The 24,488-nt window shown below is 70.1% G+C and carries 23 protein-coding genes; 14 read left to right on the top strand and 9 right to left on the bottom strand.

Translation table 11 applies throughout. The features are described 5' to 3' along the window. Position 1: 1 nt before the first annotated feature. The 9 genes from ribD (at position 2) to tolA (ending at position 7,936) form a co-directional block, all read left to right on the top strand. Positions 2–1,786 carry a bifunctional diaminohydroxyphosphoribosylaminopyrimidine deaminase/5-amino-6-(5-phosphoribosylamino)uracil reductase RibD gene (gene ribD, locus CDN99_RS29605; protein WP_310732467.1) on the top strand — a complete coding sequence of 595 codons (1,785 nt, stop codon included), beginning with the start codon at positions 2–4 and terminating at the stop codon, positions 1,784–1,786. A 47-nt stretch (positions 1,787–1,833) separates the two neighbouring features. Next, entirely contained in the window at positions 1,834–2,946 is a 1,113-nt protein-coding gene (ribBA, locus tag CDN99_RS07390) for a bifunctional 3,4-dihydroxy-2-butanone-4-phosphate synthase/GTP cyclohydrolase II (protein WP_088384115.1), read from the top strand. Between the two features lie 14 nt (positions 2,947–2,960). Further along, a complete protein-coding gene (gene ribH / locus CDN99_RS07385; protein WP_088384113.1) occupies positions 2,961–3,425 on the top strand; it encodes a 6,7-dimethyl-8-ribityllumazine synthase in 465 nt (154 codons plus the stop codon). 5 nt (positions 3,426–3,430) lie between these two features. Continuing rightward, positions 3,431–3,928, top strand: a complete 498-nt coding sequence (gene nusB / locus CDN99_RS07380) for a transcription antitermination factor NusB (RefSeq protein WP_088384111.1) — start codon at positions 3,431–3,433, stop codon at positions 3,926–3,928. Positions 3,929–3,985: 57 nt separating this feature from the next. Next, entirely contained in the window at positions 3,986–5,188 is a 1,203-nt protein-coding gene (locus CDN99_RS07375; RefSeq protein ID WP_088384440.1) for a pyridoxal phosphate-dependent aminotransferase, read from the top strand. 74 nt (positions 5,189–5,262) lie between these two features. Next, on the top strand, positions 5,263–5,676 hold the full coding sequence (ybgC, locus tag CDN99_RS07370) for a tol-pal system-associated acyl-CoA thioesterase (RefSeq protein ID WP_088384438.1): 414 nt from the start codon (positions 5,263–5,265) through the stop codon (positions 5,674–5,676). 171 nt (positions 5,677–5,847) lie between these two features. Continuing rightward, positions 5,848–6,540 (top strand): protein TolQ, encoded by a 693-nt coding sequence (tolQ, locus tag CDN99_RS07365; RefSeq protein WP_088384109.1) that lies wholly within the window; start codon positions 5,848–5,850, stop codon positions 6,538–6,540. Between the two features lie 21 nt (positions 6,541–6,561). Beyond that, on the top strand, positions 6,562–7,002 hold the full coding sequence (gene tolR / locus CDN99_RS07360) for a protein TolR (protein WP_088384107.1): 441 nt from the start codon (positions 6,562–6,564) through the stop codon (positions 7,000–7,002). Between the two features lie 28 nt (positions 7,003–7,030). Beyond that, positions 7,031–7,936: a cell envelope integrity protein TolA gene (gene tolA, locus CDN99_RS07355; RefSeq protein ID WP_088384437.1), complete on the top strand. Its 906-nt coding sequence runs from the start codon at positions 7,031–7,033 to the stop codon at positions 7,934–7,936. Here the strand turns inward: tolA and CDN99_RS07350 are convergent. The 5 genes from CDN99_RS07350 to pcp form a co-directional block, all read right to left on the bottom strand. Continuing rightward, positions 7,914–8,492 carry a DoxX family protein gene (locus tag CDN99_RS07350; RefSeq protein WP_238139409.1) on the bottom strand — a complete coding sequence of 193 codons (579 nt, stop codon included), beginning with the start codon at positions 8,490–8,492 and terminating at the stop codon, positions 7,914–7,916. The two genes, tolA and CDN99_RS07350, sit on opposite strands and share 23 nt — an antisense overlap. Positions 8,493–8,500: 8 nt before the next feature. Next, entirely contained in the window at positions 8,501–9,271 is a 771-nt protein-coding gene (locus CDN99_RS07345; protein ID WP_141100685.1) for a hypothetical protein, read from the bottom strand. A gap of 61 nt (positions 9,272–9,332) precedes the next feature. Next, on the bottom strand, positions 9,333–10,316 hold the full coding sequence (locus CDN99_RS07340) for an MbnB/TglH/ChrH family RiPP precursor modification enzyme (protein ID WP_238139408.1): 984 nt from the start codon (positions 10,314–10,316) through the stop codon (positions 9,333–9,335). Continuing rightward, positions 10,313–10,597 (bottom strand): BufA1 family periplasmic bufferin-type metallophore, encoded by a 285-nt coding sequence (locus CDN99_RS07335; RefSeq protein ID WP_088384103.1) that lies wholly within the window; start codon positions 10,595–10,597, stop codon positions 10,313–10,315. The genes CDN99_RS07340 and CDN99_RS07335 overlap by 4 nt, the downstream gene beginning before the upstream one ends. A gap of 355 nt (positions 10,598–10,952) precedes the next feature. Then, positions 10,953–11,591: a pyroglutamyl-peptidase I gene (pcp, locus tag CDN99_RS07330; protein ID WP_088384101.1), complete on the bottom strand. Its 639-nt coding sequence runs from the start codon at positions 11,589–11,591 to the stop codon at positions 10,953–10,955. 194 nt (positions 11,592–11,785) lie between these two features. On the opposite strand from pcp, the gene CDN99_RS07325 reads away from it, so the two are divergent. Continuing rightward, positions 11,786–14,320, top strand: coding sequence for a GspE/PulE family protein (locus CDN99_RS07325; protein ID WP_375134420.1), 2,535 nt, complete (start codon positions 11,786–11,788; stop codon positions 14,318–14,320). A 5-nt stretch (positions 14,321–14,325) separates the two neighbouring features. Here CDN99_RS07325 and CDN99_RS07320 read toward each other — a convergent pair whose 3' ends face one another. Continuing rightward, entirely contained in the window at positions 14,326–15,624 is a 1,299-nt protein-coding gene (locus CDN99_RS07320) for a 3-deoxy-D-manno-octulosonic acid transferase (protein WP_238139407.1), read from the bottom strand. 59 nt (positions 15,625–15,683) lie between these two features. Further along, on the bottom strand, positions 15,684–17,072 hold the full coding sequence (locus CDN99_RS07315) for a phosphomannomutase/phosphoglucomutase (protein WP_088384097.1): 1,389 nt from the start codon (positions 17,070–17,072) through the stop codon (positions 15,684–15,686). 183 nt (positions 17,073–17,255) lie between these two features. Here CDN99_RS07315 and CDN99_RS07310 point away from each other — a divergent pair, with 183 nt between their 5' ends. Genes CDN99_RS07310 through CDN99_RS07300 form a run of 3 tightly spaced genes read left to right on the top strand, consistent with a single transcriptional unit; the run spans position 17,256 to position 20,343 of the window. Then, positions 17,256–18,851, top strand: a complete 1,596-nt coding sequence (locus CDN99_RS07310; protein ID WP_088384095.1) for a DNA-3-methyladenine glycosylase 2 family protein — start codon at positions 17,256–17,258, stop codon at positions 18,849–18,851. Beyond that, positions 18,848–19,402, top strand: coding sequence for a methylated-DNA--[protein]-cysteine S-methyltransferase (locus tag CDN99_RS07305; protein ID WP_088384093.1), 555 nt, complete (start codon positions 18,848–18,850; stop codon positions 19,400–19,402). Before CDN99_RS07310 ends, CDN99_RS07305 begins: the two co-directional genes overlap by 4 nt. After that, a complete protein-coding gene (locus CDN99_RS07300; RefSeq protein ID WP_088384091.1) occupies positions 19,399–20,343 on the top strand; it encodes a DMT family transporter in 945 nt (314 codons plus the stop codon). Before CDN99_RS07305 ends, CDN99_RS07300 begins: the two co-directional genes overlap by 4 nt. Here the strand turns inward: CDN99_RS07300 and CDN99_RS07295 are convergent. Beyond that, entirely contained in the window at positions 20,318–20,929 is a 612-nt protein-coding gene (locus CDN99_RS07295; RefSeq protein WP_158218775.1) for a TetR/AcrR family transcriptional regulator, read from the bottom strand. The two genes, CDN99_RS07300 and CDN99_RS07295, sit on opposite strands and share 26 nt — an antisense overlap. A 140-nt stretch (positions 20,930–21,069) precedes the next feature. Between CDN99_RS07295 and CDN99_RS07290 the strand changes: the two genes are divergently transcribed. Then, on the top strand, positions 21,070–22,350 hold the full coding sequence (locus tag CDN99_RS07290; protein ID WP_088384088.1) for an MFS transporter: 1,281 nt from the start codon (positions 21,070–21,072) through the stop codon (positions 22,348–22,350). Positions 22,351–22,353: 3 nt separating this feature from the next. Here the strand turns inward: CDN99_RS07290 and ligA are convergent, their stop codons facing one another. Beyond that, positions 22,354–24,423 carry an NAD-dependent DNA ligase LigA gene (ligA, locus tag CDN99_RS07285; RefSeq protein ID WP_088384086.1) on the bottom strand — a complete coding sequence of 690 codons (2,070 nt, stop codon included), beginning with the start codon at positions 24,421–24,423 and terminating at the stop codon, positions 22,354–22,356. Positions 24,424–24,488 lie beyond the last annotated feature (65 nt).

Genomic DNA, 24,488 nt, shown 5'->3' with positions numbered 1-24,488 from the left:
AATGCGCCCCAGGATTCACACCAGCGCCGCGCGGTCCCCGCTCGCGGGCATCGTCCTGATCGAGGCCCTGCTGGCCTTGGCGATCGTCGCCATCGGCACGGCCGGTTTGTTGACCCTGCAGTTCCGCATGCGGCTCGCGGCGGACTCGGCGCGTCAGCAGGACCATGCGCTGCGGCTCGCTCGCAACGAGATGGAACGCTGGCGATGGAAGGCGGCAGCATCCCCGCTGTCGCTTCGATGGGAGGGGCCTGGCGCCGCGTACGAGTTGGAGGGCGACGCGGCCGAACCGGATGCCGCGCTGGGATTCGATCGGGGTGACCGTGGGTCGCGGTCGCCCACGGGGTCCACGGCGCAAGCGCCGACAAGCCCCCCGATGACCAGCGCCGTCGACCCCGATCCGGTCCCGTTCCGGCCGGTCCACCTGCAGGTGGCCTGGATCGACCGCGGGGGCCAACGGCGGGCGATGTCGCTGGACAGTCTCATCCCGACGTTCGATCCGTCGCTGCCGGCCCTGCTCCTTCTGGGGCCGGAGGGGCCGGCTAGACTGCGCCCCATGCAAGCGTCCCCTCCCGGCCAGAGGCCGTCCTCCGACCTGTCTTCCGAGTTGTCGTCTCACCCTTCTTCCGGGTCTTCTCCGGGGTCGTCCGCCACGCCGGCGCACGCCACGATCACACTGGCGGACGAAGGCTGGATGGCCCGGGCGCTGGCGCTCGCGGAGCAGGCCATCGGCCTGAGCGATCCCAACCCGCGCGTGGGCTGCGTCATCGTCGACGGCCGGGGCCAGGTGCTCGGCCAGGGGCACACGCAGGCCGCGGGACAGGCTCACGCCGAAGTCATGGCGCTGCGCGACGCGCAGGCGCGCGGCCATGACGTGCGCGGCGCCACCGTCTACGTCACGCTGGAGCCCTGCGCGCACCACGGCCGCACGCCGCCCTGCTGCGATGCGCTGACGGCCGCGGGAGCCGGGCGCGTCGTCGTCGCGCTCGGCGATCCCAATCCGCTGGTGGCCGGCCAGGGACTGGCGCGCCTGCGTGCCGCCGGCATCGCCGCCGACGTGCTGCCGGTCGAGCATCCGCTCGCCGTCGACGCACGGGAACTCAACATCGGCTTCCTCTCCCGCATGCAGCGGGGGCGACCGTTCGTGCGCATGAAGATCGCCGCGTCACTGGATGGCCGCACGGCGCTGTCCAACGGCGTCAGCCAGTGGATCACCGGCCCCGACGCGCGACGCGACGGCCATGCCTGGCGCCGCCGCGCCGGCGCCGTGCTGACCGGCATCGGCACCGCCCGCGAGGACGACCCGCGCATGGATGTGCGTGAGGTCGAGACCCTCCTGCAGCCGCGGCGGGTGCTGATCGATTCGCGCCTGGAGATCTCGCCCGAGGCCAAGTTGCTTGTTCCGCCCGGGCGCCTGCTGGTCTATCACGCGCTGCCGGAGCCGGGCGAACGCGGACGGGTGCTCGCCGACCGCGGCGCGGAGCTGGTCTCGGTCGCCGAGCCGCGCGGCAAGGTGGACCTCGCCGCCGCGATCCGCGATCTGGGCCAGCGCGGGGTCAACGAGTTGCACATCGAGGCCGGCTACAAGCTCAACGGTTCCCTGCTGCGCAGCGGAGTGGTCGATGAACTGTTGATCTACCTCGCGCCGATGCTGATCGGCGAGGGGCGCGGCATGGTGGATCTCGGGGCGCTGACCGCCCTGACGCAGGCGCCGCGCTACCGGATCGTCGACAGCCGGCCCCTGGGCGGCGACCTCCGGCTGCGCCTGCGGCCCGAGGTCCCCGCGTAATCCCCGGCGCCCCCGGATCGCCGGCCTGCCCGCCTACAATCCCGCCCATGCCAATATCTCCGATTCCCGAGCTGGTCGCCGAGCTGGCGGCCGGCCGCATGGTCATCCTCGTCGACGAGGAAGACCGCGAAAACGAAGGTGATCTCGTCCTGGCCGCTGACCACGTCACGCCGGAAGCGATCAACTTCATGGCCAAGCACGGCCGCGGCCTGATCTGCCTGACGCTGACGCGCGAGCGCTGCGAGCAACTGCAACTGCCGCCGATGGCCACCCGCAACGGCACCAAGCACGGCACGGCCTTCACGGTCTCGATCGAGGCCGCCACTGGCGTCACCACCGGCATCTCTGCCGCCGACCGGGCCCGCACCGTGCAGGCCGCGGTCGCCAAGGGCGCCGTCGCCACGGACCTGGTGCAGCCCGGCCACATCTTCCCGCTCCAGGCACAGGACGGCGGCGTGCTGATGCGCGCGGGCCATACCGAGGCCGGTTGCGACCTGTCGCGCATGGCCGGCCTGACGCCCGCGGGCGTGATCTGCGAGATCATGAACGACGACGGCACGATGGCCCGCCTGCCCGATCTGGAGATCTTCGCCAGGGAACACGGCCTGAAGATCGGCACCATCGCCGACCTGATCGAGTACCGCAGCCGCAACGAGTCGATCATCCAGCGCGTCGCCCAGCGTCCGCTGGAGACGCGAGAGGGCCGCTTCGAATGCCACGTCTTCCGCGACCGCTCCGACAACGTGCACATGGCGCTGGTGCTCGGCCAGTGGCAGAAGGACCAGGAAGTGCTGGTGCGCGTGCATGAGCCGTTCTCCGCGCTGGACCTGCTGGACGCCGGCCGCTGCGGCCACAGCTGGCCGCTCCCCGAGGCGCTGGCCGCGATCCAGCGCGAGGGCGCCGGCGTGGCGGTGCTGCTGAACTGCGCCGAGGACGCCGCCGCGCTGCTCGGACGGCTGCAGTCCGCCACCGGCGAGGAGCCGCACCAGACGATGGATCTGCGCACCTACGGCGTGGGCGCGCAGATCCTGCGCGAGCTCGGCGTGCAGAAGATGAAGCTGCTCGGCAGCCCGCGCCGCATGCCCAGCATGACCGGCTATGGCCTCGAAGTCACCGGCTTCCAGGCTGCCCAGGGCGGCGCCACCGCGAAGAACTGCTGAACGCCGAGGACCGCATGCAAGGATCTGACAAGGGTCAAGCGACCCAACTGGACGGAAGCGGCCTGCGCGTCGGCATCGTCCAGGCGCGTTTCAACGATGAGCTGACGTCCACGTTGGCCAGGGCCTGCCTGGCGGAGCTGGATCGCCTGGGCGTGCAAGCCGCCGACATCCGCCACGTGACCGTGCCCGGCGCGCTGGAAGTGCCGGTGGCGCTGCAGGCGATGGCCGCGAGCGGTCGTTACGACGCGCTGGTGGCGCTGGGCTGCATCATCCGCGGCGAGACCTACCACTTCGAACTGGTCGCCAATGAAAGCGGGGCCGGCGTGACACGCCTGACGCTCGATCATCGCCTCCCGATCGCCAACGCCATCCTGACGGTCGAGAACGAGGCGCAAGCCCGGGCCCGCGCCGAAGAAAAGGGCCGTGATGCCGGAACCGTCGCCGTCGAAATGGCGCTGCTGTTGAAAGAACTCAAGTGAGCTCCATGGATAACTCCTCCCCCGCCGCCGGCAAGCCCGCGGCCAAGCCGGCCGCCAAGCGTCCGCCCGCCAAGTCGGCCCGCCGACGCTCGCGCGAGCATGCACTGCAAGGCCTCTATCAATGGCTGGTGACCGGCGACGACCTCGGCGTCATCGACGCCCACACGCGTGAGCAGGAAGGCTTCGACAAGGCCGACCGCAATCACTACGACAAGCTGCTCAACGGCGCGATCGAGGATGCGGCGGAACTGGACACCGTGCTGGCCCGCCACGTGGACCGCAAGACCACCGAGCTGTCGCCGATCGAGCACGCGATCCTGTTGATCGGCGCGTTCGAGCTCAAGCACTGCATCGACATCCCGTACAAGGTCGCGATCAACGAGGCCGTCGAACTGGCAAAGTCCTTCGGCGGCACGGACGGCCACAAGTACGTCAACGGCGTGCTGGACCGCGCGGCGGCCGACCTGCGGCCGGTCGAGGTCAAGGCGGCGCGGGGCGGTTGATCGCCGCCTCGCGGCGGCCTTTCAGGCGGGGTTTTCTCTGACGACATGTCCATCGACATCAAGCTAGCCGACCGCGTCGGACGGATCCAGCCGTTCTACGTCATGGAATGCGCCAAGCGGGCGGACGAGATCGCCCGCTCGGCGGTGTGCGATCCGGCCCGCGGCGGCCGGCACATGATCTACCTGAACATCGGCGAGCCCGACTTCGGCGCCAGCACCGAGGTGCGCGACGCCGCCGCGCGCTTCACCGCCGCGGGCCGCATTCCCTACACGCAGGCCAACGGCCTGATATCGCTGCGGCAGCGTCTGTCCGACTGGTACCGGAACACGCAAAGCCTGGCGATCGACCCCGATCGCATCGTCATCACGGCCGGCGCCTCGGCGGCGCTGCAGCTGGCCTGCCTGGCGCTGTTCCAGGCCGGGGACGAGGTGCTGATGCCGGATCCGAGCTATCCGTGCAACCGCCACTTCGTCGAGGCGGTCGATGCCACGCCGGTGCTGATCCCGTCCACCGCCGACGAGCGCTTCCAGCTCAGCCTGGGCCCGCTGCAGGCACATTGGAACGACCGCAGCCGCGGCGTGCTGCTCGCCTCGCCGAGCAACCCGACCGGCACCTCGATCGCGCCCGACGAGCTTGCCCGCATCCACGCGTTCGTCCGTGAACGTGGCGGGGTCATGGTCGTCGACGAGATCTACCAGTCGCTGAGCTACGACAGCCGCTACGCGCGCAGCGCGCTGGCGCTCGGCGGCGACGTGGTCTCGATCAACAGCTTCTCGAAGTACTTCGGCATGACCGGCTGGCGGCTCGGCTGGCTGGTGCTGCCCGAGGCGATGATCACGCCGGTGGAGAAGCTCGCGCAGAACCTCTACATCTGCCCATCCACCATCGCTCAGCACGCCGCGCTGGCCTGCTTCGAGCGCGAGTCGCTGGACGAGTACGAGCGCCGCCGCCAGGAACTGCAGCGCCGACGCGACCTCGTCGTGCCCGCGCTGCAGGCGATGGGACTGCCCGTGCCCGTGCCACCCGACGGCGCGTTCTACGCCTGGGCCGACGCGTCCGGCACGGGCCTGTCCAGTTGGGACCTGTGCATGGACCTGATGCAACACGCCCAGGTCGCGCTGACGCCGGGGCGTGACTTCGGCCCCGCCTTCGGCGAGCGCTTCCTGCGCCTGTCCTTCGCCAGCGGCATGGATGACCTGCGCGAGGCGCTGTCGCGCATCCGCGCCCGCCTGGATCAACTGAAAGCCCGTGCCGCATGAACGCGCCCTCCTCCGTCCCGGCCCTGCTCGGCGGCCCGCTCGCGCTCACCGGCTCGGTCGGCGCAGCGCTACCGATGTTCCAGCATGAGCTGCGCATCTACTGGGAGGACACGGACGCCGGCGGTGTCGTGTTCTATGCCAACTACCTGAAGTTCATGGAACGTGCCCGCACCGAGTGGTTGCGCGGCCTCGGCTTCGAGCAGGAAACGATGCGCCGCGACGAGGGCCTGATGTTCGTCGTCAGCGATACCGCACTGCGCTATCTGGCGCCGGCCCGGCTGGACGATTGGCTGCGTGTCAGCGTGCAGCCGACCGAGATCGGCCGCGCCAGCATGGTCATCGACCAGCACGTCTGGCGCGGCGAGCAGCTGTTGACCCAAGGGCGGATCCGCATCGGCTGCGTCGACGCGCTGAGCCTCAAGCCGGCGCGCATACCGGCACGCATCCTGCAATCGTTGCAACCGGCGACGCCCGGCGCCTCGACCTGACGTGACGGCGCGCCCCGGCTCGTTTCGCAGATCGCTGACACGCTTGTTTGCAGACGCTGGCCCGCCGTTTGCCGATGAGGCGCCCAGCCTTGTCACAATTCCGCCTTTGACCGTCGACTTCAACCCGGCGCCCGCTCCGGACGCCCCCAGCGATCACCCCTCGCCGACCTCATGAACCAAGACCTCTCCATCGTTTCCCTGATCGCCCACGCGAGCCTCACGGTGCAGCTGGTGATCGCCGCGTTGCTGCTGGTGTCGCTGGCCAGCTGGAGCGTGATCTTCAGCAAGCTGATCTCGCTGTCGCGCATCAAGGCGCGCAACGAGGGCTTCGAGCAGGAGTTCTGGTCCGGCAAGAACCTCAACGACCTCTACACCAGCGTGTCCAACCGCCAGGACGGCGCGCCGCTGGAGCGCATCTTCGCGTCCGGCATGCGCGAATTCCTGAAGCTGCGCGAGAAGCGCGTGGTGGACCCCACCGCGCTGCTGGACGGCGCCCGCCGCGCCATGCGCGCCAGCTTCCAGCGCGAGCTCGACGCGATGGAATCGCACCTGTCGTTCCTGGCCTCGGTGGGCTCGGTATCGCCCTACGTGGGGCTGTTCGGCACCATCTGGGGGATCATGCACGCCTTCGTCGGCCTGTCCAACCTGACGCAGGTGACGCTGGCCACCGTCGCGCCGGGCATCGCCGAGGCGCTGGTGGCGACTGCGATCGGCCTGTTCGCCGCGATTCCGGCGGTGCTGGCCTTCAACCGCTTCGCGCGCCAGATCGACCGCAACGCGATCACGCTGGAGACCTTCATCGAGGAGTTCTCCAACATCCTGCAGCGCAACGCCGGCCAACCCGCGCCGGCCGCGGCGCGCTGATCGCGACCGACGGAGACCGACATGCCCTCGATGTCTTCCCGCGGCGGCTCCCGCCGTCGCACGATGAACGAGATCAACATGGTCCCCTTCATCGACGTGATGCTGGTGCTGCTGATCATCTTCATGGTCAGCGCCCCGCTGATCACCACCGGCGTGGTCGACCTGCCCAGCGTCGGCCAGAGCCGCACGCAGCCGGCCCACGTCATCCAGGTGATCGTCGGCACCGACGAGCAACTGAAGATCAAGCTCGACGGCGACCAGGACCCGTCCCCGGTGCCGCTCAAGGCGCTGGCGACGCGCGTCAAGGAAGCGCAAAACGGCGACGCGAACACGCCGGTCGTGATCTCCGCCGACCGCAACGTCAAGTACGAGGCCGTCGTGAAGACGATGGACGTGCTGCAGCGCGCCGGCATCCAGCGCGTGGGCCTGTCGGTGAAAAACGGCGCGGCCGCCGACAACTGATGTCGAGGACAGACCGCACGCGATGAGCATGGCCTCCCGACTTCCTCTCGACCGCGACGCGTTGCGGCCGCCGCCCGCGCCCGGCCTGGGCCGCGGGTTCAGCCTGGCGATCGTCGCCCACGTCCTGCTGGTGATGGCGTTGAGCTTCGGCGTCAGCTGGCGCTCCAAGCCGGTGCCCGCCCTGGAGGCGGAGTTGTGGTCGGCCGTCCCGAAGGCGGCCGCGCCCAAGGAGCAACTGCCGACGGACAACCAGCCGGAACCTCCGAAGCCTGAACCGAAACCGGAACCTCCCAAACCTCAGGAGCCGACGCCTCAGGAGGTCCAGGCGCAGCGCGACGCGGACATCGCGATCGCCAAGGCCAAGGAGCGCAAGCAGAAGGAAGAACAAGCGCAGCGCGAGGCCGACGAGAAGCGCAAGCTCGAGCAGCAGAAGAAGGACGAGGCCGACAAGAAAGAGCGCGATCGCAAGCTCAAGGAAGAGCAGGCGAAGAAGGACGACGCGGCCAAGGACAAGGCCGAGAAGGCCAAGGCGGAGAAGGCCCGCAAGGACGCCGAGGCCCGGGCCGAGGCGCAGCGCCAGGAGAACATCCGACGCATCCAGGGGATGGCGGGCGCCAGCGGCGGTCCCACCTCGACCGGCAACGCGCTGAAGAGCTCCGGTCCGTCGGCCAACTACGCGGGGCGCATCAAGGCCCGCGTGCGGCCCAACATCATCTACAACGACCCGGGCGGCCCATCCAACCCCGAGGCCGAGGTCGAGGTGCGCGCCGGTCCCGACGGCACCATCGTCGCCCGCAAGATCGTCAAGTCCAGCGGTCTGCCGGACTTCGACAATGCCGTGCTGCGGGCGTTGGACAAGACGGAGATCCTGCCGCGGGACACCGACGGCACGGTGCCCCGCGTGATGATCATCACCTTCCGTCCGCGCGAATGAGCCAGGCGCGGATCGCGGCGTCGATGGCGCCGCGTCCCGGACCGAACACCGCCAGCACGATCAGCAACGCGCCCCAGAGTTGATGCTGGATCAGCGCGGCCGGCGCGATGTCGGTCAGGCTGAAGACCGCGATCACGTTCACGACGCTCAGGCCGAGCGCCGCGAATCGCCCGCCCAGACCGAGCATCAGCAGGACCGGCAGCAGGAGCTCGCCGCCGGTGCCCAGCCATGCGGCGGCCTCCGGCGGCAGCAAGGGCACGTGGTACTCGTCCTGGAACAGCGCCAGGGTCGTGTCCCAGTCCCGGATCTTGGTCAGGCCCGACATCAGGAATGCCATGCCGACATACCAGCGGGCAGTGAGCGCGACCACGTCCTGCAGCCCTTCGACCAGGGTGCCAAGGCTACCGCGAAGTCGGCTCGAGCCGCGCGCGCCGGGATCGGTCAGCGCGCGACCGATCGCGCCGAGTGCCCGGCGCCAGGGAGATCGGAACAGGCGCGTCGTCGGCACCGTCGAAAAGGCCACGTTCGCGCGGCCCAGGTGGTTGATCATGAACATACGTCCCCTCATCGCACGGATGACGGCGCCATCACTGCCGCGACACCCGCGGTCTCGATGCACGCCAGCCAACCTCGCGTAACCGCCGCTGGCAGCCACGCGATGAAATCGAAACCTGGCCCGGCCGCAAGCAGCGAGCGCTCCAGGTCCAGGCCTTCGTCGAGCGCCTCGTACCAGCGCAGGGCGGCGGCATCGAGCGCCATGGCACTGCCCTTCCAGCCGTCTCGCCACACGATCAGCGCTTCCCGCGGTCCTTGACCGAAGGCTTCCTCCGGAATCGACAACACCTCGCGCGACTCGATGTCGTCGCAGCGCAGCAGTTCGACTTGACGCGACAGCACCACCCGAACCGCCCCAGCGGGCAGACGCCCGAGAAGCGCCAACGATCCGAGGTCGGGCGACACGTCGGCGAGGCGTTCGACGCGATGCATCGCCCACTCCAGTCGTGCCAGCGCGGGCCAGGTTGCCGGCAGGCCTTGTTCGGCTCGAGCCCGCGCGAGCATCCCGATCAGCGCCTCGCCCCAATCACCCAGATCGGCCTGCGCCGGCGCATGCAGTCGCCAGCAGGCCCAGGCCAACGCGGCGAAGCTGCCGGCAGCTTGTGCCTCCATCTGATCGCGCAAACGCGGATAGATGGCCGTCAGGGCGCGATCCGCCAATGCCACCGCGTGGCTGCGATAGACCTGCAACGCACGCGGCAAGCCGCCCCGGATGCCCGGCAGCGCCTGCAGGCCGGATGGCACCAGCGACGACGGCTCGGAGCCGGGGGCGGCGAGCACCGCCTCCACCAGACGTGACTGCCGTGACAGCAGCTCATATCGCTCGCTCATGTCCTTGAAATCATTCAGCGGCATCGTCGGCCTCCTGCATGGTGGCCACCGCATGGCCGACACGTCCGGAGCGGCCCGCGGACTCATTGCGCGCCGACAGCCGAAGGGGCGGTGGGGCGATGAGCGCTCGATCCAGCGTGCCCTGCTCCGCGCGGGCGCGCGCGACTTCGCTGGAAAGCTTCTGCAGCGACGGGATGTTGTTGTCCCACTCGACCAGGGTCGGCCGTGCACCAATCCGACCGAGCGCATGGCGGTAGATCGCCCAGGCCTCCTCGCCGACCTGGCTGCCGTGGTCGTCGATGACCAGATCGCCCAGCCGCGCATGACCGGCCAAGTGGTACTGTCCGACGGCCCCCGCGTCGATGCGGTCGAGCCAGGCGTGGCAATCGAGCACCGCGGCCTCGGCGTCGCGGCCGCGATTCAGGGCGTTGACCAGCAGGTTGTTGAGATCGAGCAGCAGACCACAGCCCGTCTTCGCGGCGAGCGCGTTGAAGAAATCGGGTTCGCTGATCGCGTCCTCGTCCCAGGCGACATAGGCGCTCAGGTTCTCGATCAGGATCTGGCGCCCAAGTGCCTGCTGGACCGTATCGACCTGTGAAGCCAGCAACGCCAGGCTGTCGGCGCTGAACGGGATCGGCAGCAGTTCATGCGCGTGCATCGCCTCGTGATGGCGCTGCACGCGGCTGAAGCAGGCGTGTTCCGACACCAGCGCCGGGCGCACCGCGTCGACCAGCTCGCGCACGCGTTTCAGATGAGACCAATCGATGCCGACCGCGGAACCCAGCCCGAGCCCCACGCCGTGCAAGCTCACCGGATGCCGGCGAGCCGCGTCCAGCAGCATCTGCCGGGAGGCGCCACCCGGCGCGACGAAGTTTTCGGTATGGACCTCCAGGAAATCGACGCCGGGAGCGCCTCGCTCCATCACCTCCCGGTAATGGGGCTGGCGCCACCCGATGCCGACCGCGACCGGCCAGAGCGTGGCGCCGGCTTTCACTTGCCGGCCCTGGTGACGGCTTCGGCCTTCACCTCATCGGCGGTCTTGCCGCCGGCCACCTTGCAGGTGCCCTTGGCGACGTACTTCCATTCGTCCGGCGCGTTGTCGACCTTGGACTGGCCAGCGCAGGAATGGACGCCAGTCGTGTTGGCGCAGTCGTTCTGACCGGCCTTGGCGACGCCGTAGCACTTCTCCTTGCCGTTGGCGGCGTGAGCGGCGCCAGCGGCGCCGACAGACAGGGCGGCCGTCAGGGCGGCCAGGACAACGTGACGGGTATTCATGGGTGACTCCAAAATGCAGGGCACGCCCCCGCGATATGACTGAACTTGCGCAGGGCGTCCGGCACGATTGCCATGCCCGCCGAGCACAGGCGCCTCAGTTGGGTCACCCAACGGTCTCGTGTCGCAGGAGCGGCGCTGTCCTTGACATGCATCAAGCAAAGTGAGCTGCCACCCAGAACCACCCAAGAATTCGCGCTCGCCGCGAGTTCACATCACACGCGAACCGAGATCGCCAAGCGGCGCCGTCGCAGGGGCAGCGATCAACGGTTGGGGAGCATCGCGATGACGCCATGCCGCCGCGTTGTCAGGCCGATGGCCTGACATGGCATGCCGACGGCAACCTGCTGGCGACCGGTCAATCGAGCTGACCGCCGCCCTGCCGCAGTTCCTCGGCGCTCGTGGCCAAGGCAAGGGCCACCCGCGTGGCGGCCACCAGCGTCGGCAGCGGCAGACTGGGCGCGCCGGGGTGATGCGCCGCCTGCTCCGGCAGATACGGGATGTGCATGAAGCCGCTGCGCACGCCGCTGGCGGCCAGTCGATGCTGCAGGCCGTAGAACAGGTGATTGCAGACGAAGGTGCCCGCCGTCTGCGAGACCGACGCCGGGAATCCCTGCGCCCGCAGGCCCGCCACGATCGCCTTGATCGGCAGCGTCGAGAAGTACGCCGCCGGACCGGCCGGGACGACCGGCTCGTCGATCGGCTGGGCGCCGGCGTTGTCCGGGATGCGCGCGTCGTCCACATTGATCGCGATCCGTTCCAGGGACAGATCGCAGCGCCCGCCCGCCTGGCCGATCGCCAGCACCGTCACGGGTCGGATGCGGTCCAGCGCCTCGTCCAGTTGCCGCAAGGCCTCGCCGAACACACAAGGCAGTTGCACCGAGACCACCCGGCACCCGCCGATCAGCTCGCCGTTCAGGGCGCGGGCCAGTTCCCACGACGGGTTGACGCGCTCGCCTCCGAACGGTTCGAAGCCGGTCAGCAGAATGTTCTTCATGCCGGCCAGTCTAGCGGGGTCGGTCCTTGCCCCTCCTTGAACCCAAGTTTTCAGAGGCGCTGATGGCTTCTCCGGGTGGGTAATTCACATAAACGGGTTACTCTTCTACCTATGAGCGCCTGGGGAGGCCGACAGTCGGCGAATGTTGTCGCTGGCTCGGTGTTCCCGGACGAGAAATTCGCGGAGACCGCTACATGTCCGACCCGTCCGTGCCGCTGCAATGGTCCCCTGCCCAGCCGAGTGTTTCGCCGGCCGCCGAGCAGGCCCCGTTGTTCGAGTGGCCGACCCCGCCATTCGCCGCCTATCCCCGTCCCAAGCCGCAGCGTGAGCCGCAGGCGTGCGAGATCCTCGGCCTGAACGGCAGCCGCACCGTCGGCAAGGTGATCCTGATGGTGCCGTCGGAGCGGCTGGCGCAGGTGGTGGTGCCGCCAGCGCGCAACGCGATGCCGCTGAAGTTCTCGCAGTTCAAGGCGTTGAAGCTGCTGCACGCGATCGAGGTCCCGCCGCGAGACGCGGAGGACGCCGGCGATCCGATGGCGCTCGATCAGCGGCCGCGCAGCGACTTCCGCCTGGTCTACCAGGGCGGCGAGGAGCAGCGCGGCGTCACCATCGGTCATCACGAGACCGAGTTGGGCCTGTTCCTCTTTCCGCCGGTCAGCGACACCAGCGATTGGGTCCGATGCATGTTCGTGCCGCGCGAGGGCCTGACCAGTTTCGAGGTCGGCGAGCGCATCGGCGACATGCTGGTGCGCGAGCTGGTGGCGACGCAGGCGCAGGTCGAGGAAGCGGTCGACGAACAGCGTCAGCTGCGCGACCGGCGCGTCGGCGACATCCTGGTGGCGCAGCAGATCGTCAGCGCCGAGCAGTTGATGCAAGCCATCGAGCAGCAGGCCAAGATGCCGATGGTGCGCATCGGCGAGGCGCTGCTGGCGCTGGAGCTGGTCACGCAGGCGCAACTGGACGAGGCGCTTGAACAGCAGAAGCACGACCGCTCGGTGCCGCTGGGCGAGCTGCTGGTCCGCAAGGGCATCGTCACCCGCGCGCAGCTGCAGTCCGCGCTGGCGCGCAAGATGGGCTATCCGCTGGTCGACGCGGACAACTTCGCGATCGAGCCGGACGCGGTGCGCAAGCTGCCGTTCTCGGTGGCGCGCCGGCTGGAGGTGCTGCCGCTGGTGCTGCGCGAAGGCCGCTTGATCGTCGCCATGGAAGACCCGACCCGGCGCGACTGCATCGACGAGGTCGAGTTCATCACGCAGCTCAAGGTCGTGCCGGCGCTGGCGCGGCTGGGCTCGCTGCAGTTCGCGATCCCGTCCGCCTACGAGCGTTTCGGCAACCAGCCGCTGCCCAACCGCGACGGCGGCCTGCCGGCGCTGACGATGGATTTCGAGCTGGACAGCTCCGACAAGCTGATCGAAACGCTGGAGCGCGAGGGCCAGGAGCAGACGGCCCGCGAGACCGCGCGCGAGGAAGAGCATCCGATCGAGCAGAGCGACAACTCGCTGGTGCGTCTGATCAACAGCATGATCATCGAGGCACACAACCAGAACGTCTCGGACATCCACATCGAGACGCACCCGGGCAAGGAGAAGGTCAAGATCCGCTTCCGCAAGGACGGGGTGCTGCAGCCCCACGTGGAACTGCCTCACACCTACCGCAGCGCCCTGATCGCCCGCATCAAGATCATGTGCGACCTGGACATCTCCGAGCGGCGCAAGCCGCAGGACGGCAAGATCAATTTCGCGCGGTTCTCGTCGCCGCACAAGATCGAGCTGCGTGTCGCCACGATCCCGACCAACAACGGTCTCGAAGACGTCGTGATGCGGATCCTGGCCTCGGCCCGGCCGATTCCGATGGAGAAGCTGGGCCTGTCCGCGCGCAACCTCAAGGAACTGAAGGCGGCGGCCGAGCGGCCCTACGGCATGGTGCTGTGCGTGGGTCCGACGGGCTCGGGCAAGACCACCACGCTGCACTCGGTGCTGTCGCAGATCAACACGCCGGAGCGCAAGATCTGGACGGCCGAGGACCCGGTCGAAATCACCCAGCACGGACTGCGGCAGGTGCAGGTCAACCCGAAGATCGACTGGACCTTCGCCAAGGCGCTGCGCGCCTTCCTGCGCGCGGACCCGGACGTGATCATGGTCGGCGAAATCCGTGACGAGGAAACCGCCGAGATCGCCGTCGAGGCCTCGCTGACCGGTCACCTGGTGCTCTCGACCCTGCACACCAACAGCGCCCCGGAAACCGTCACGCGTCTGCTCGACATGGGCATGGATCCGTTCAACTTCGCCGATTCGCTGCTCGCGGTGCTGGCACAGCGGCTGGTGCGGCGCATCTGCCCGGCCTGCCGCAAGTCCGAGCCGATGCCGGACGCCACGCTGCAGGAACTGCTCGACGATTACCTGCACGTCTTCTCGCCGGAGAACCGGCCCGCGCGCGAGGCGGTGCTGGCCGAATGGCAAGGCGCCTACGGGCAACCGAACCTGCTGCGATATCACAGCCCCGGCTGCGACAAGTGCGATCACACCGGCTTCAAGGGCCGCGCCGGCCTGCACGAGTTGCTGATCGTCAGCCGCCCGCTGCGTCGCCTGATCCAGACCGGCTCACGCGCCGAGGAGCTGATGCACCAGTCGATGGCCGAGGGCATGCGCACGCTGCGTCAGGACGGCATCGCCAAGGTGCTGCAGGGCGTCACCACCCTGGGTGAAGTGCGAGCCACGAGCAATCAGTAGCCGCGTCAGATTCTTGCCAGTTCCAGGATCTGCGCGGCCATCCGGGCCGCTGCTCCACGATGCGCCGAGGCGAACGTCGTCGCGGCTTCGGCCATCGCATCGCGCTCCTCGGGACGGGTGAGCAGCGACAGCGCCTCGCTCAACGCCGTGGGAATCGTTGCGGCACGGCGCGATGCGCCCGCGGCCAATGACAGCTCGGCCGCTTCGGCGAAGTTGAAGGTGTGCGGTCCCATGAAGAGCGGGACGCCGCACGCCGCCGCCTCGATCAGGTTCTGCCCGCCGAGCTTCTCGAAGCTCCCCCCCAGCAAGGCAACGTCCGCCAGGCCGTAGTAGAGCGCCATCTCGCGCATCGAATCCCCCAGCCACGCGTCCGCCACGCCGGCGCTCGGCGGCGGCACCGCGTGCTCGTGGCTGCCGAAGGCGCTGCGCCGCGCCAGTGTCAGCCCGGCATCGGTCACCAGCGCGGCGATCTCGTCGAAACGCTGCGGATGACGCGGCACGATCAGCAGCAACGGCGACCCCGCCTCGGCGCGCGCCGCCGCGGCCGCCTGCCAGGCGGCCAGCATCGCGGCCTCTTCCCCTTCGCGGGAGACGGCCAGCATCACCACCGGACGGGTCAGCCCGGCGCGCCAGGCGCGGCCTCGCGCCAGCAACGCCTCGTCGGGCTGCAAGTCGAACTTGAGGTTGCCGCAGACCCGCACGTCAGGCACGCCAGCCTGGCGCAATCGGTCGGCATCCTCGGCGGTCTGGGCCAGCGCGAGCCGCAGCGCGCGGGCCGCCGGCGCCAGCAGCGCCTGGAATTTCTCGCCGCGGCGCAGGCTGCGCGCGGACAGGCGCGCGTTGGCCAGCACCATGGGCACGCCGGCCTTCAAGGCCTGGCGCTGGACGTTGGGCCAGATCTCCGTTTCCATCAACACGCCGACCGACGGCCGCGTGCGCCGCAGGAATCGACGCACCGCGCCGGGCGTGTCGAACGGCAGCCAGCGCTGCGCGTCGCCGTCGCGCAGCAGCGGCAGGCCGGCCTCGCGGCCCGTGGCGGTGGTGTGGGTGAGCAGCAGCCGCAGGCCCGGACGGTCCCGCCGCAGGCGATCGATCAGCGCGGCGGCGGCGCGGGTCTCGCCCAGCGACACCGCATGCACCCACACCGAGCCTGGCGCGATCGCCGGCCCGAAGCCGAAACGCTCGGCCAGGTGGGATTGGTAGAGCGGCTCGGCGCGCCCACGCAGCAGCAGGCGCAGCACGTAGGCCGGACTGGCGAGCCTCAGCACCGTGCTGAAGACGCCGCGCGCGAATCGTTCCTTCACGCTGTCCGGCCGCGGAGGCCAGGCGGCCGCCACGCCGGGGCGACCGCCCGCCCCGGCCATCAGTGACCCGACGTGAAGGTGATGTCGGACTTGACGCGCTTGAGCTGCGCCAGCACTTCCTTCTGGATGCGCTCCAGCGCCTCCTGCGTGTGGCCCTCGAAGCGCAGCACCAGCACCGGCGTCGTGTTGGACGCGCGCACCAGGCCGAAGCCGTCGTCGTATTCGACGCGGATGCCGTCGATCGTGATGATGTCCTTCGCGTTCGGGAACTCGGCGATCTCCTTGAGCTTCTTCACGACCTCATGGTGCTCGCCCTCGGCGCAGGGCACGTTCAGCTCGGGCGTGTTGACGCTGTTGGGCAGGTCGTTCAGCACCCGGCTCGGGTCGTCGCTGCGCGACAGGATCTCCAGCAGCCGGGCGGCGGTGTACATCGCGTCGTCGAAGCCGTACCAGCGCTCGGCGAAGAAGATGTGGCCCGACAGCTCGCCGGCCAGCGGCGCGCCGGTTTCCTTGAGCTTGGCCTTGGCCAGCGAGTGGCCGGTCATCCACATCAGCGGCTTGCCGCCGTGCTCGACGATCCACGGCGCCAGGCGTTGCGAGCACTTGACGTCGAAGATGATCTCCGAGCCCGGCAGGCGCTTCAGGATGTCCGCGGCCATCAGCATGATCTGGCGGTCCGGCATGATCATCGTGCCGTCCTTGGTGACCACGCCCAGGCGGTCGCCGTCGCCGTCGAAGGCCAGGCCCAGTTCCGCGTCGGTGGCATGCACGATGCGCCGCAGGTCCTCGAGGTTCTCGGGACGCGACGGATCCGGGTGGTGGTTCGGGAAGTCGCCGTCCACCTTGGAGAAGATGTCCACGACCTCGCAACCCAGCGCGCGCAGGATCGCCGGAGCGGTCGCGCCCGGGATGCCGTTGCCGCTGTCCACGACGATCTTCATCGGCCGCGCCAGCCTGGCGTCGCGCACGATGCGGGCCGCGTACTCGTCGGTCACGTCCATCTTGCCGACGCGGCCGTCGCCGGTCGCGTAGTCCTCGGCCTCGATGCGGCGCTTCAGGTCCTGGATCTGCTCGCCATAGACGGCGGCGCCCTTCAGGACCATCTTGAAGCCGTTGTAGTCCTTCGGGTTGTGGCTGCCGGTCACCTGGATGCCGGAGTTGCAGCCATGCTTGCCGCGTGTCGCGGCCACGTAATACAGCATCGGCGTCGTGACCGCGCCGATGTCCACCACATCCAGCCCGGTCGACTTCAGGCCACGGATCAGCGCCTCCACCAGCGACGGGCCCGACACACGGCCGTCGCGGCCCACCGCCACGGCCTTCTCGCCGGCCTTCACGGCCTCGGTGCCGAAGGCCTTGCCCAGGTGCTCGGCCAGCGCCTCGTCCAGCGTCGTGCCAACCACACCGCGAATGTCATAAGCCTTGAAGATGGATGCGTGAACTTGCATGTGCTTCCCTGTAGGAATGGTGAAAGTCTTGAAGACCGGATCGAAACTGGGGCGGATTGTAGGCAGCGCCCGCGGACCCACCATGTAACCCGGTGCACCGAAGGCGAATCGCGCGCCGGGGGTCTCAGGAACGTGTCCGAAAACGGCCAGCCCCAGGCGGGATCGACTCCTATCATTCACGCCATGGACTTCCTGCTCGACCCCGACCACTGCTATCCCGCCCTGCTGGCGCGGGACGCGCGCTTCGACGGGCAATGGTTCGTCGGCGTGACCTCCACCGGCGTCTATTGCCGGCCGATCTGCCGGGTGCGCACGCCCAAGCGCGAAAACTGCCAGTTCTTCCCCAGCGCCACGCTGGCCGAGGCGGCCCGCTTCCGCCCCTGCTTGAAGTGCCGCCCCGAACTGGCTCCCGCCGCGCGCCCCTGGAGCGCGATGGACGCCGCCGACGTGCTGGCCCGCGAGGCCGCCCGCTGGCTCGACGAATGCGCGCCGGAGGACGCCTCGTTGCCCGCCCTCGCCGCCCACCTGGGCGTCAGCGAGCGCCATGTGCGCCGCGTCTTCACCGCCGTGCACGGCGTCGCGCCGCTGCAGTACCTGCAGACGCGTCGGCTCCTGCTGGCCAAGCAGTTGCTGACGGATACACGCCTGCCGATTTCCGAGGTGGCGCTGGCCGCCGGCTTCTCCAGCCTGCGACGCTTCAACGCCGCGTTCCAGGAGCACTATCGATTGAGCCCGACTGCACTGCGCAAGGGCGGCTCGGAGACCGGCCCCCCCTCGGCCCATGCCGCCGAAACCGCCGAGTTGCGGCTCGACCTGCGCCCTCCGCTGCTGGGCACCGCGCTGCTGACCTTCCTCGCCGCCCGCGCCGTGCCCGGCGTGGAGACGGTCGATGTCGAGCGGCTGTCGCTGGCGCGCAGCGTGCGCCTGGTCCGCCCGGGCCAGCCCGACCTGCTGGGTTGGGTCTCGGCGCGCCTGAGCCCCGACGGCGCCGAACGCGCCCAGGTGCGCCTGTCGCTGAGCGCGTCGTTGTGGCCGGCCATCGCGACGCTGATGCCGCGCCTGCGCCGCTGGCTGGACCTGGACGCCGATCCTCAGGCGATCGCCGCCGCGTTGGGCGAAGTCCTCGGCCCCCCCGCCGAGGGGCTGCGGCTGCCGGGGTCGCTGGACCGGTTCGAGCTCGCGATCCGGGCCGTGCTCGGCCAGCAGGTGACGGTCGCCGCCGCCCGCACGCTGGCGACGCGCCTGATCTCGCGTTTCGGCGCGCCGCTGCCGGAGGCGCTGGGCGCGCCCGACGGCGTCTCCCACGTGTTCCCCACCCCGGCGACGCTGGCGGCCGCGACTGTCGACGACATCGCCTCGCTGGGCATGCCGGCGCGCCGCGCGCAGGCGCTCATCCACCTGGCCGGCCAATGGCCGCTGCTGGCGTTCGCGCATGGCCGCGGCACGGTCGAGGACGCCATCGCCGAACTCGCCGCCCTGCCCGGCCTGGGGCCCTGGACCGCGCACTACATGCTGATGCGCGGCTGGAGCTGGCCCGATGCCTACCTGCCGGGCGACGTCGTGCTGAAGCAGTGCCTGGAGCAACGCGCCGGCCGCCCGCTGCGCCCCCGCGAGCTGGTCGAGGCCGCCGAGCATTTCGCGCCCTACCGCAGCTACGCCGTGTTGCAGCTGTGGCGGGAGGCCTCGCAGATGGCCTCGCGGACGGCCTCGGGGACGGCCGCGCGAAAGACCGCAACGAACGCCACGGCCCCCCGGCCGAAGAAGGGACTCAAGCCATGACCTCGACCTCCTCCTCTCACCTGGCCTGGACCGAAACCGACACGCCGCTGGGGCGGCTGCTGGTGGCCCGCGACGCCGACGGGCTGTCCGGCCTCTGGTTCGAAGGCCAGAAGTACCACCCCGGCGAGCTCGCCGCCCCACGCGACGACGACGACCCGCTGCTGCGCGAGACCGTCGCCATCCTGCGCGAGTACTTCTCCGGACCCGCGGGATCCGCCGGGACCACCCCGACCCTGCCGCCGATGTCCCCGAAAGGCACGACGTTCCAGCAGGCCGTGTGGCAGGCGCTGCTCGCCATTCCGGCGGGCGAGACGGTCACCTACGGCCAGCTCGCGGCGCGGCTGGGCCGGCCCGATGCCGTCCGCGCCGTGGCGGCGGCGGTGGGCCGCAATCCGGTGTCGGTGCTGATCCCCTGCCATCGCGTCATCGGCGCGGACGGCAGCCTGACCGGGTACGCCGGCGGCCTGCATCGCAAGGAAGCCCTGCTGACACTGGAGGGCCGGGCGCCGGCTACGCTCCGCGCTTCCGTCAAGCAAGGGGTTCCCGCGTGAAGAAAAACGACCTGATCGAACTCGCGCTGCTGGCCGCCATCTGGGGGGCGTCCTTTCTGTTCATGCGCATCGCCGCACCCGAGTTCGGCGCCGTCGCGACCGCCGCGATGCGGGTCGCCGGGGCCTCGCTGTTCCTGATCCCGCTGCTGGGCCTGCGCGAAGGCCTCGGCGACCTGCGCACCCACTGGAAGGGCCTGCTGCTGGTCGGGTTCCTGAACAGCGCCTTCCCGTTTGCGCTGTTCAGCTTCGCCGCGCTGTCGATCAACGCGGGTCTGTCGAGCATCCTCAACGCCACCACGCCGATGTGGGGCGCGCTGGTGGCCTGGGCCTGGTTCGGGCAACGCCTGGACGGCTCGCGGCTGCTGGGGCTGGCGCTGGGTTTCGGCGGCGTGGTGCTGCTGGCCTGGGACAAGGCCTCCTTCAAGCCCGGCGGCAGCGGCTTCGCCATCGTGGCCGTGCTGATCGCGACGCTGAGCTACGGCATCGCGGCCAACGCCACCAAGCGCTTTCTCGGCGGCGCGAGCCCCCTCGCCGTCGCGACCGGCAGCCAGTTCGCCGCCGCGCTGCTGCTGGCGATCCCCGCCTGGACGCTGCGCCCGGTCGAGATGCCGGGCGCGCGCGCGTGGTGGGCGGTGGTCCTGCTGGCGCTGCTGTGCACCAGCGTCGCCTACATCCTGTTCTTCCGGCTGATGAAGCGTGTCGGGCCGACCAACACGATCTCGGTGACCTTCCTGATCCCGGTCTTCGCGCTGCTGTGGGGCTGGCTGTTCCTCGGCGAGACGCTCAACGGCTCGATGGCCGCGGGCTGCCTGGTCGTGCTGCTGGGTACCGCGCTGGCGGTCGGCGTGCTGAAGCTGCCGAGCCGGGTGGCCACGACACCGCCAGGTCCCGGCGCGACGCCCGGCACCCCGCCGGTCACCCCGCCGCCGACGCCCCGCTGAGCGACGCCAGGGTCGTTGCCAGCGAGGTCCGCAGGATCCGGTCCGACATGGCCGGTGCCGCCTCGGCGCAGGCCCGCGCCAGGATCACGCCGCCGATCATCGTCGTCAGCGTGCGGATCGCGCGGGCCTCGTCGTCCGCCGTCGGCTGCTCCAGCACGGTGCCGTCCGGCCGGTGCGACGCCATCGCCCGCAGATAGCCGGCGATGCCGTCGCTCATGGCCTGCCCCAGCAGCCCGCCCTCGCGGGCCGCGTCCACCCCCAGCGTCGCCATCGGGCAGCCCGCGCCGGGCGCGTCGCGATGCGCGGCGCTGAAGTAGCGCTTGAGCAGCGCCGTCAGGTCGCCGTCATGGCGCGTCAGTTGCGCCTCCAACCGCGCCATCGACACGCCGAAGGCCTCGCCGCAGGCCTCGGCCGCGAGTTCCTCCTTGGACGCGAAGCGTCCATAGAAGCCGCCGTGCGTGAAGCCGGCCTCGCGCGAAATCTCCGCCAGCCCGACACCGGCGATGCCGCGCTCGCGGTACAGCCGGGCCGCCGCGTCGACCAGCGCCTTGCGGTTGGCGGCGGATTGTTCCTTCGTGACTTTCATGGCGGCGATCATGGCAGGAATCCCCCGCCGCGCCGCCCGCGATCGGCGCAAGACTCTCTTTTGAATATGGTCATCATCAAATCAGCGCGCCACGCAACGCTTCCGGATACGATGCCGACCGTCATCAAAACGGGTGCCTCATGCTTGCTGCCGCCATGTCCCGCCGCCTGACCCACCGGGGTCTTCATTTCAGTTGGGTGATCGCCGGACTGACCTTCCTGACGATGCTGTTCATGTCGGCCGCGCTGGGCCTGCCCGGCGCGATGCTGCAGCCGCTGGCCAAGGAATTCGGTTGGTCGACCAGCCAGATCTCGTCGGCGCTGGCGCTGCGCTTCGCGCTGTTCGGGCTGATGGGGCCGTTCGCCGCCGTGCTGATGGAGCGCTTCGGCGTGCGCGCGGTGGTGAGCACGGCGCTGGCGCTGGTCGGCGGCGGCATGCTGCTGGCCGGGCTGGTCACGCAGCTGTGGCAACTGGTGGTGTTGTGGGGCGTGGTGCTGGGCCTGGGCAGCGGCATGACCGCGCTGGTGCTGGGCGCGGTCGTGTCCAACCGCTGGTTCGCCACGCGCCGCGGCCTGATCATGGGCATCCTCACCGCCAGCGCCGCGACCGGTCAGTTGATCTGCCTGCCCATCGCCGCCTGGATGATCGAAGGCTGGGGCTGGCGCGCGCCGCTGCTGCCGCTGGCGGTGCTCTGCCTGGGCGTGATGGCGCTGGTGCTGCTGTTCATGCGGGACCGTCCGTCCGACGTCGGCATCGCGCCCTACGGCGCCGATCCGGCGACGGCCTCCGCCGCGCCGCCCGCGCCCGCCGCCGCGGTGACCTGGCGCACGCCGTTCACCGCCCTGCGCGAGGCCGTCGGCCAGCCGACCTTCTGGCTGCTGTTCGGCACCTTCTTCATCTGCGGGCTGTCGACCAACGGACTGGTGCAGACCCACTTCATCTCGCTGTGCGGCGACTACGGGCTGGCCGCGGTGCCGGCGGCCTCGGTGCTGGCGATGATGGGCATGTTCGACTTCATCGGCACCATCGCCTCGGGCTGGCTGAGCGACCGCTACGACGCCCGCAAGCTGCTGTGCTGGTACTACGCGCTGCGCGGCCTGTCGCTGCTGTGGCTGCCGAGCGCGGAGTTCACGCTCTACGGCCTGTCGCTGTTCGCCGTCTTCTACGGCCTGGACTGGATCGCCACCGTGCCGCCGACGGTGCGCCTGACGGCCGAGCGTTTCGGCGCCGCCAAGGTCGGCATGGTCTTCGGCTGGATCTTCGCCGGCCACCAGATCGGCGCCGCCGTCGCGGCCTACGGCGCGGGGTTGAGCCGCAGCCTGCTGCTCAGCTACGCCCCCGCGCTGTACGTCGCCGGCGCGGCCTGCCTGGTGGCCGCCGGGCTGGCGATGGCGATCCGCCGCAAGACGGCCGCGGCCTGACGCTCACTCCGCCGCGTCGACCGCCTCGGGCGGCGCGGCCAGCAGCGTCTGCAACCCCGCCTCGTCGACCACCGTCACGCCCAGCTCGCGGGCCTTGTCCAGCTTGGATCCGGCTTCCTCGCCCGCCACCACGAAGCTGGTCTTCTTCGACACCGAGCCGCTGACCTTGCCGCCCGCGGCCTCGATCAGCGCCTTGGCCTCGTCGCGCGACAGCGTCGGCAAGGTGCCGGTCAGCACCAGCGTCTTGCCCGCCAGCGGCTGCGGCCCCAGCGGCGCCGACGCGGCGCCATCGCCCTGCGGGAAGGTGATGCCGGCGGCGATCAACTGCTCGACGACCTTGCGGTTGTGCGCCTCGGCGAAGAACGCCGCGATGCTGCGGGCCACGATGGGGCCGACGTCCTTGACCTCCAGCAATTGCTCCTCGGTCGCCGCCATCAGCGCGTCCATGTTGCCGAAGTGCCTGGCCAGGTCCTTGGCCGTCGTCTCGCCGACCTGACGGATGCCGAGCGCGAAGAGGAACCGCGCCATCGTCGTGCGCTTGCTCTTCTCCAGCGCGTCGACCAGGTTCTGCGCGCTTTTCTCGCCCATGCGCTCCAGCGCGGTCAGCTTCGCGACGCCGAGCTTGTACAGCGCCGGCAGGCTGGCGACGATGCCGCCGTCCACGAGCTGGTCGACCAGCTTGTCGCCCAGCCCCTCGATGTCCATCGCGCGCCGGCCGGCGAAGTGCAGCAGCGCCTGCTTGCGCTGCGCCGGGCAGAAGATGCCGCCGCTGCAGCGGTGGTCGATGCCGCCGCGCTCCCGCACCACGTCGCTGCCGCAGACCGGGCAATGCCGGGGCATGTGGAAGTTGGGCACGTAGGCCGGCCGTGTCGCGTCGACCTTGCCGACGATCTCCGGGATCACGTCGCCGGCGCGGCGGACGATGACCTGGTCGCCGACGCGCACGCCCTTGCGGCGCAGCTCGAAGACGTTGTGCAGCGTCGCGTTGCTGACCGTCGTGCCGCCGACGAAGACCGGCTCCAGCTTGGCCACCGGCGTCAACTTGCCGGTGCGGCCGACCTGGATGTCGATGCGGTCCAGCCGGGTGACCTGCTCCTGCGCCGGGTACTTGTGCGCGACCGCCCAGCGCGGCTCGCGCGAGACGAAGCCAAGCCGGCGCTGCAGCTCCCGGCTGTTGACCTTGTAGACGACGCCGTCGATGTCGAACGGCAGCCGGTCACGTTGCTCGCCCATCTCGCGGTGGAAGGCCACCAGCCCTTCGGCGCCGACCGCGACCGCGCAGTCCGCGCAGACCGACACGCCGAAGGACTTGAGCGCGTCCAGCAGCTCGCTGTGGCGCGGCGGGATGTCCCAGCCCTGCACGTCGCCCAGCCCGTAGGCGAAGAAGCTCAGCGGCCGCTGCCGCGTCAGCGCCGGATCGAGCTGCCGGATCGCGCCCGCGGCCGTGTTGCGCGGATTGACGAAGGTCTTCTCGTTGGCGGCGCGCTGGCGCTCGTTGAGCGCCTCGAAATCGTCGCGGCGCATGTAGACCTCGCCGCGGATCTCCAGCACCGCCGCGTGCGCGCCGTCGCCCCGCAGCTTCAGCGGGATCTGGCCGATCGTGCGCACGTTCTGCGTCACGTCCTCGCCGGTCTCGCCGTTGCCGCGCGTGGCGGCCTGCACCAGCACGCCGTGCTCGTAGCGCAGGTTGATCGCGAGACCGTCGAACTTCAACTCGGCGGCGTACTCCACCGGCCCGGCGGTGGGCGGCAGGTCGAGCTCACGACGCACACGCGCGTCGAAGTTTTCCGCGCCGCTGGCCTCGGTGTCGGTCTCGGTCCGGATGGAGAGCATCGGCACCGCGTGACGCACCGGCACGAAGCCGTCGAGCACCTGGCCGAGCACGCGTTGCGTCGGCGAGTCCGGCGTCAGCACCTCGGGAAACGCGGCCTCCAGGGCCTGCAGTTCCTGGAAGCGCTTGTCGTATTCGGCGTCGGGCAACTCGGGCGCGTCGAGCACGTAATACAGGTGGGCGTGATGGTGCAGCTGGTCGCGAAGTTCGGCGGCGCGCGCCGCGGCCTGTTCGGCGGTCATGGAGGCGGGACTCGGGGGTGTCATGCCTGGATTGTGGCGCAGCGCCACTGAGCCGCCGCCGGTCA

The sequence above is a fragment of the Roseateles aquatilis genome, assembly GCF_002205645.1.
Lineage (GTDB): Bacteria > Pseudomonadota > Gammaproteobacteria > Burkholderiales > Burkholderiaceae_C > Roseateles > Roseateles aquatilis.
The sequence above is the reverse complement of the archived record's forward strand: the minus strand, read 5'-3'. Positions and strand labels throughout refer to the sequence as shown.

Bases quoted from the DNA above. Each gene is read 5' to 3' on its own strand.
- ribD (WP_310732467.1), top strand. From the start codon at position 2: ATGCGCCCCAGGATTCACACCAGCGCCGCGCGGTCCCCGCTCGCGGGC.
- ribBA (WP_088384115.1), top strand. From the start codon at position 1,834: ATGCCAATATCTCCGATTCCCGAGCTGGTCGCCGAGCTGGCGGCCGGC.
- ribH (WP_088384113.1), top strand. From the start codon at position 2,961: ATGCAAGGATCTGACAAGGGTCAAGCGACCCAACTGGACGGAAGCGGC.
- nusB (WP_088384111.1), top strand. From the start codon at position 3,431: ATGGATAACTCCTCCCCCGCCGCCGGCAAGCCCGCGGCCAAGCCGGCC.
- ybgC (WP_088384438.1), top strand. From the start codon at position 5,263: ATGTTCCAGCATGAGCTGCGCATCTACTGGGAGGACACGGACGCCGGC.
- tolQ (WP_088384109.1), top strand. From the start codon at position 5,848: ATGAACCAAGACCTCTCCATCGTTTCCCTGATCGCCCACGCGAGCCTC.
- tolR (WP_088384107.1), top strand. From the start codon at position 6,562: ATGCCCTCGATGTCTTCCCGCGGCGGCTCCCGCCGTCGCACGATGAAC.
- tolA (WP_088384437.1), top strand. From the start codon at position 7,031: ATGGCCTCCCGACTTCCTCTCGACCGCGACGCGTTGCGGCCGCCGCCC.
- CDN99_RS07350 (WP_238139409.1), bottom strand. From the start codon at position 8,492: ATGTTCATGATCAACCACCTGGGCCGCGCGAACGTGGCCTTTTCGACG.
- CDN99_RS07335 (WP_088384103.1), bottom strand. From the start codon at position 10,597: ATGAATACCCGTCACGTTGTCCTGGCCGCCCTGACGGCCGCCCTGTCT.
- pcp (WP_088384101.1), bottom strand. From the start codon at position 11,591: ATGAAGAACATTCTGCTGACCGGCTTCGAACCGTTCGGAGGCGAGCGC.
- CDN99_RS07325 (WP_375134420.1), top strand. From the start codon at position 11,786: ATGTCCGACCCGTCCGTGCCGCTGCAATGGTCCCCTGCCCAGCCGAGT.
- CDN99_RS07315 (WP_088384097.1), bottom strand. From the start codon at position 17,072: ATGCAAGTTCACGCATCCATCTTCAAGGCTTATGACATTCGCGGTGTG.
- CDN99_RS07310 (WP_088384095.1), top strand. From the start codon at position 17,256: ATGGACTTCCTGCTCGACCCCGACCACTGCTATCCCGCCCTGCTGGCG.
- CDN99_RS07305 (WP_088384093.1), top strand. From the start codon at position 18,848: ATGACCTCGACCTCCTCCTCTCACCTGGCCTGGACCGAAACCGACACG.
- CDN99_RS07295 (WP_158218775.1), bottom strand. From the start codon at position 20,929: ATGAAAGTCACGAAGGAACAATCCGCCGCCAACCGCAAGGCGCTGGTC.
- CDN99_RS07290 (WP_088384088.1), top strand. From the start codon at position 21,070: ATGCTTGCTGCCGCCATGTCCCGCCGCCTGACCCACCGGGGTCTTCAT.
- ligA (WP_088384086.1), bottom strand. From the start codon at position 24,423: ATGACCGCCGAACAGGCCGCGGCGCGCGCCGCCGAACTTCGCGACCAG.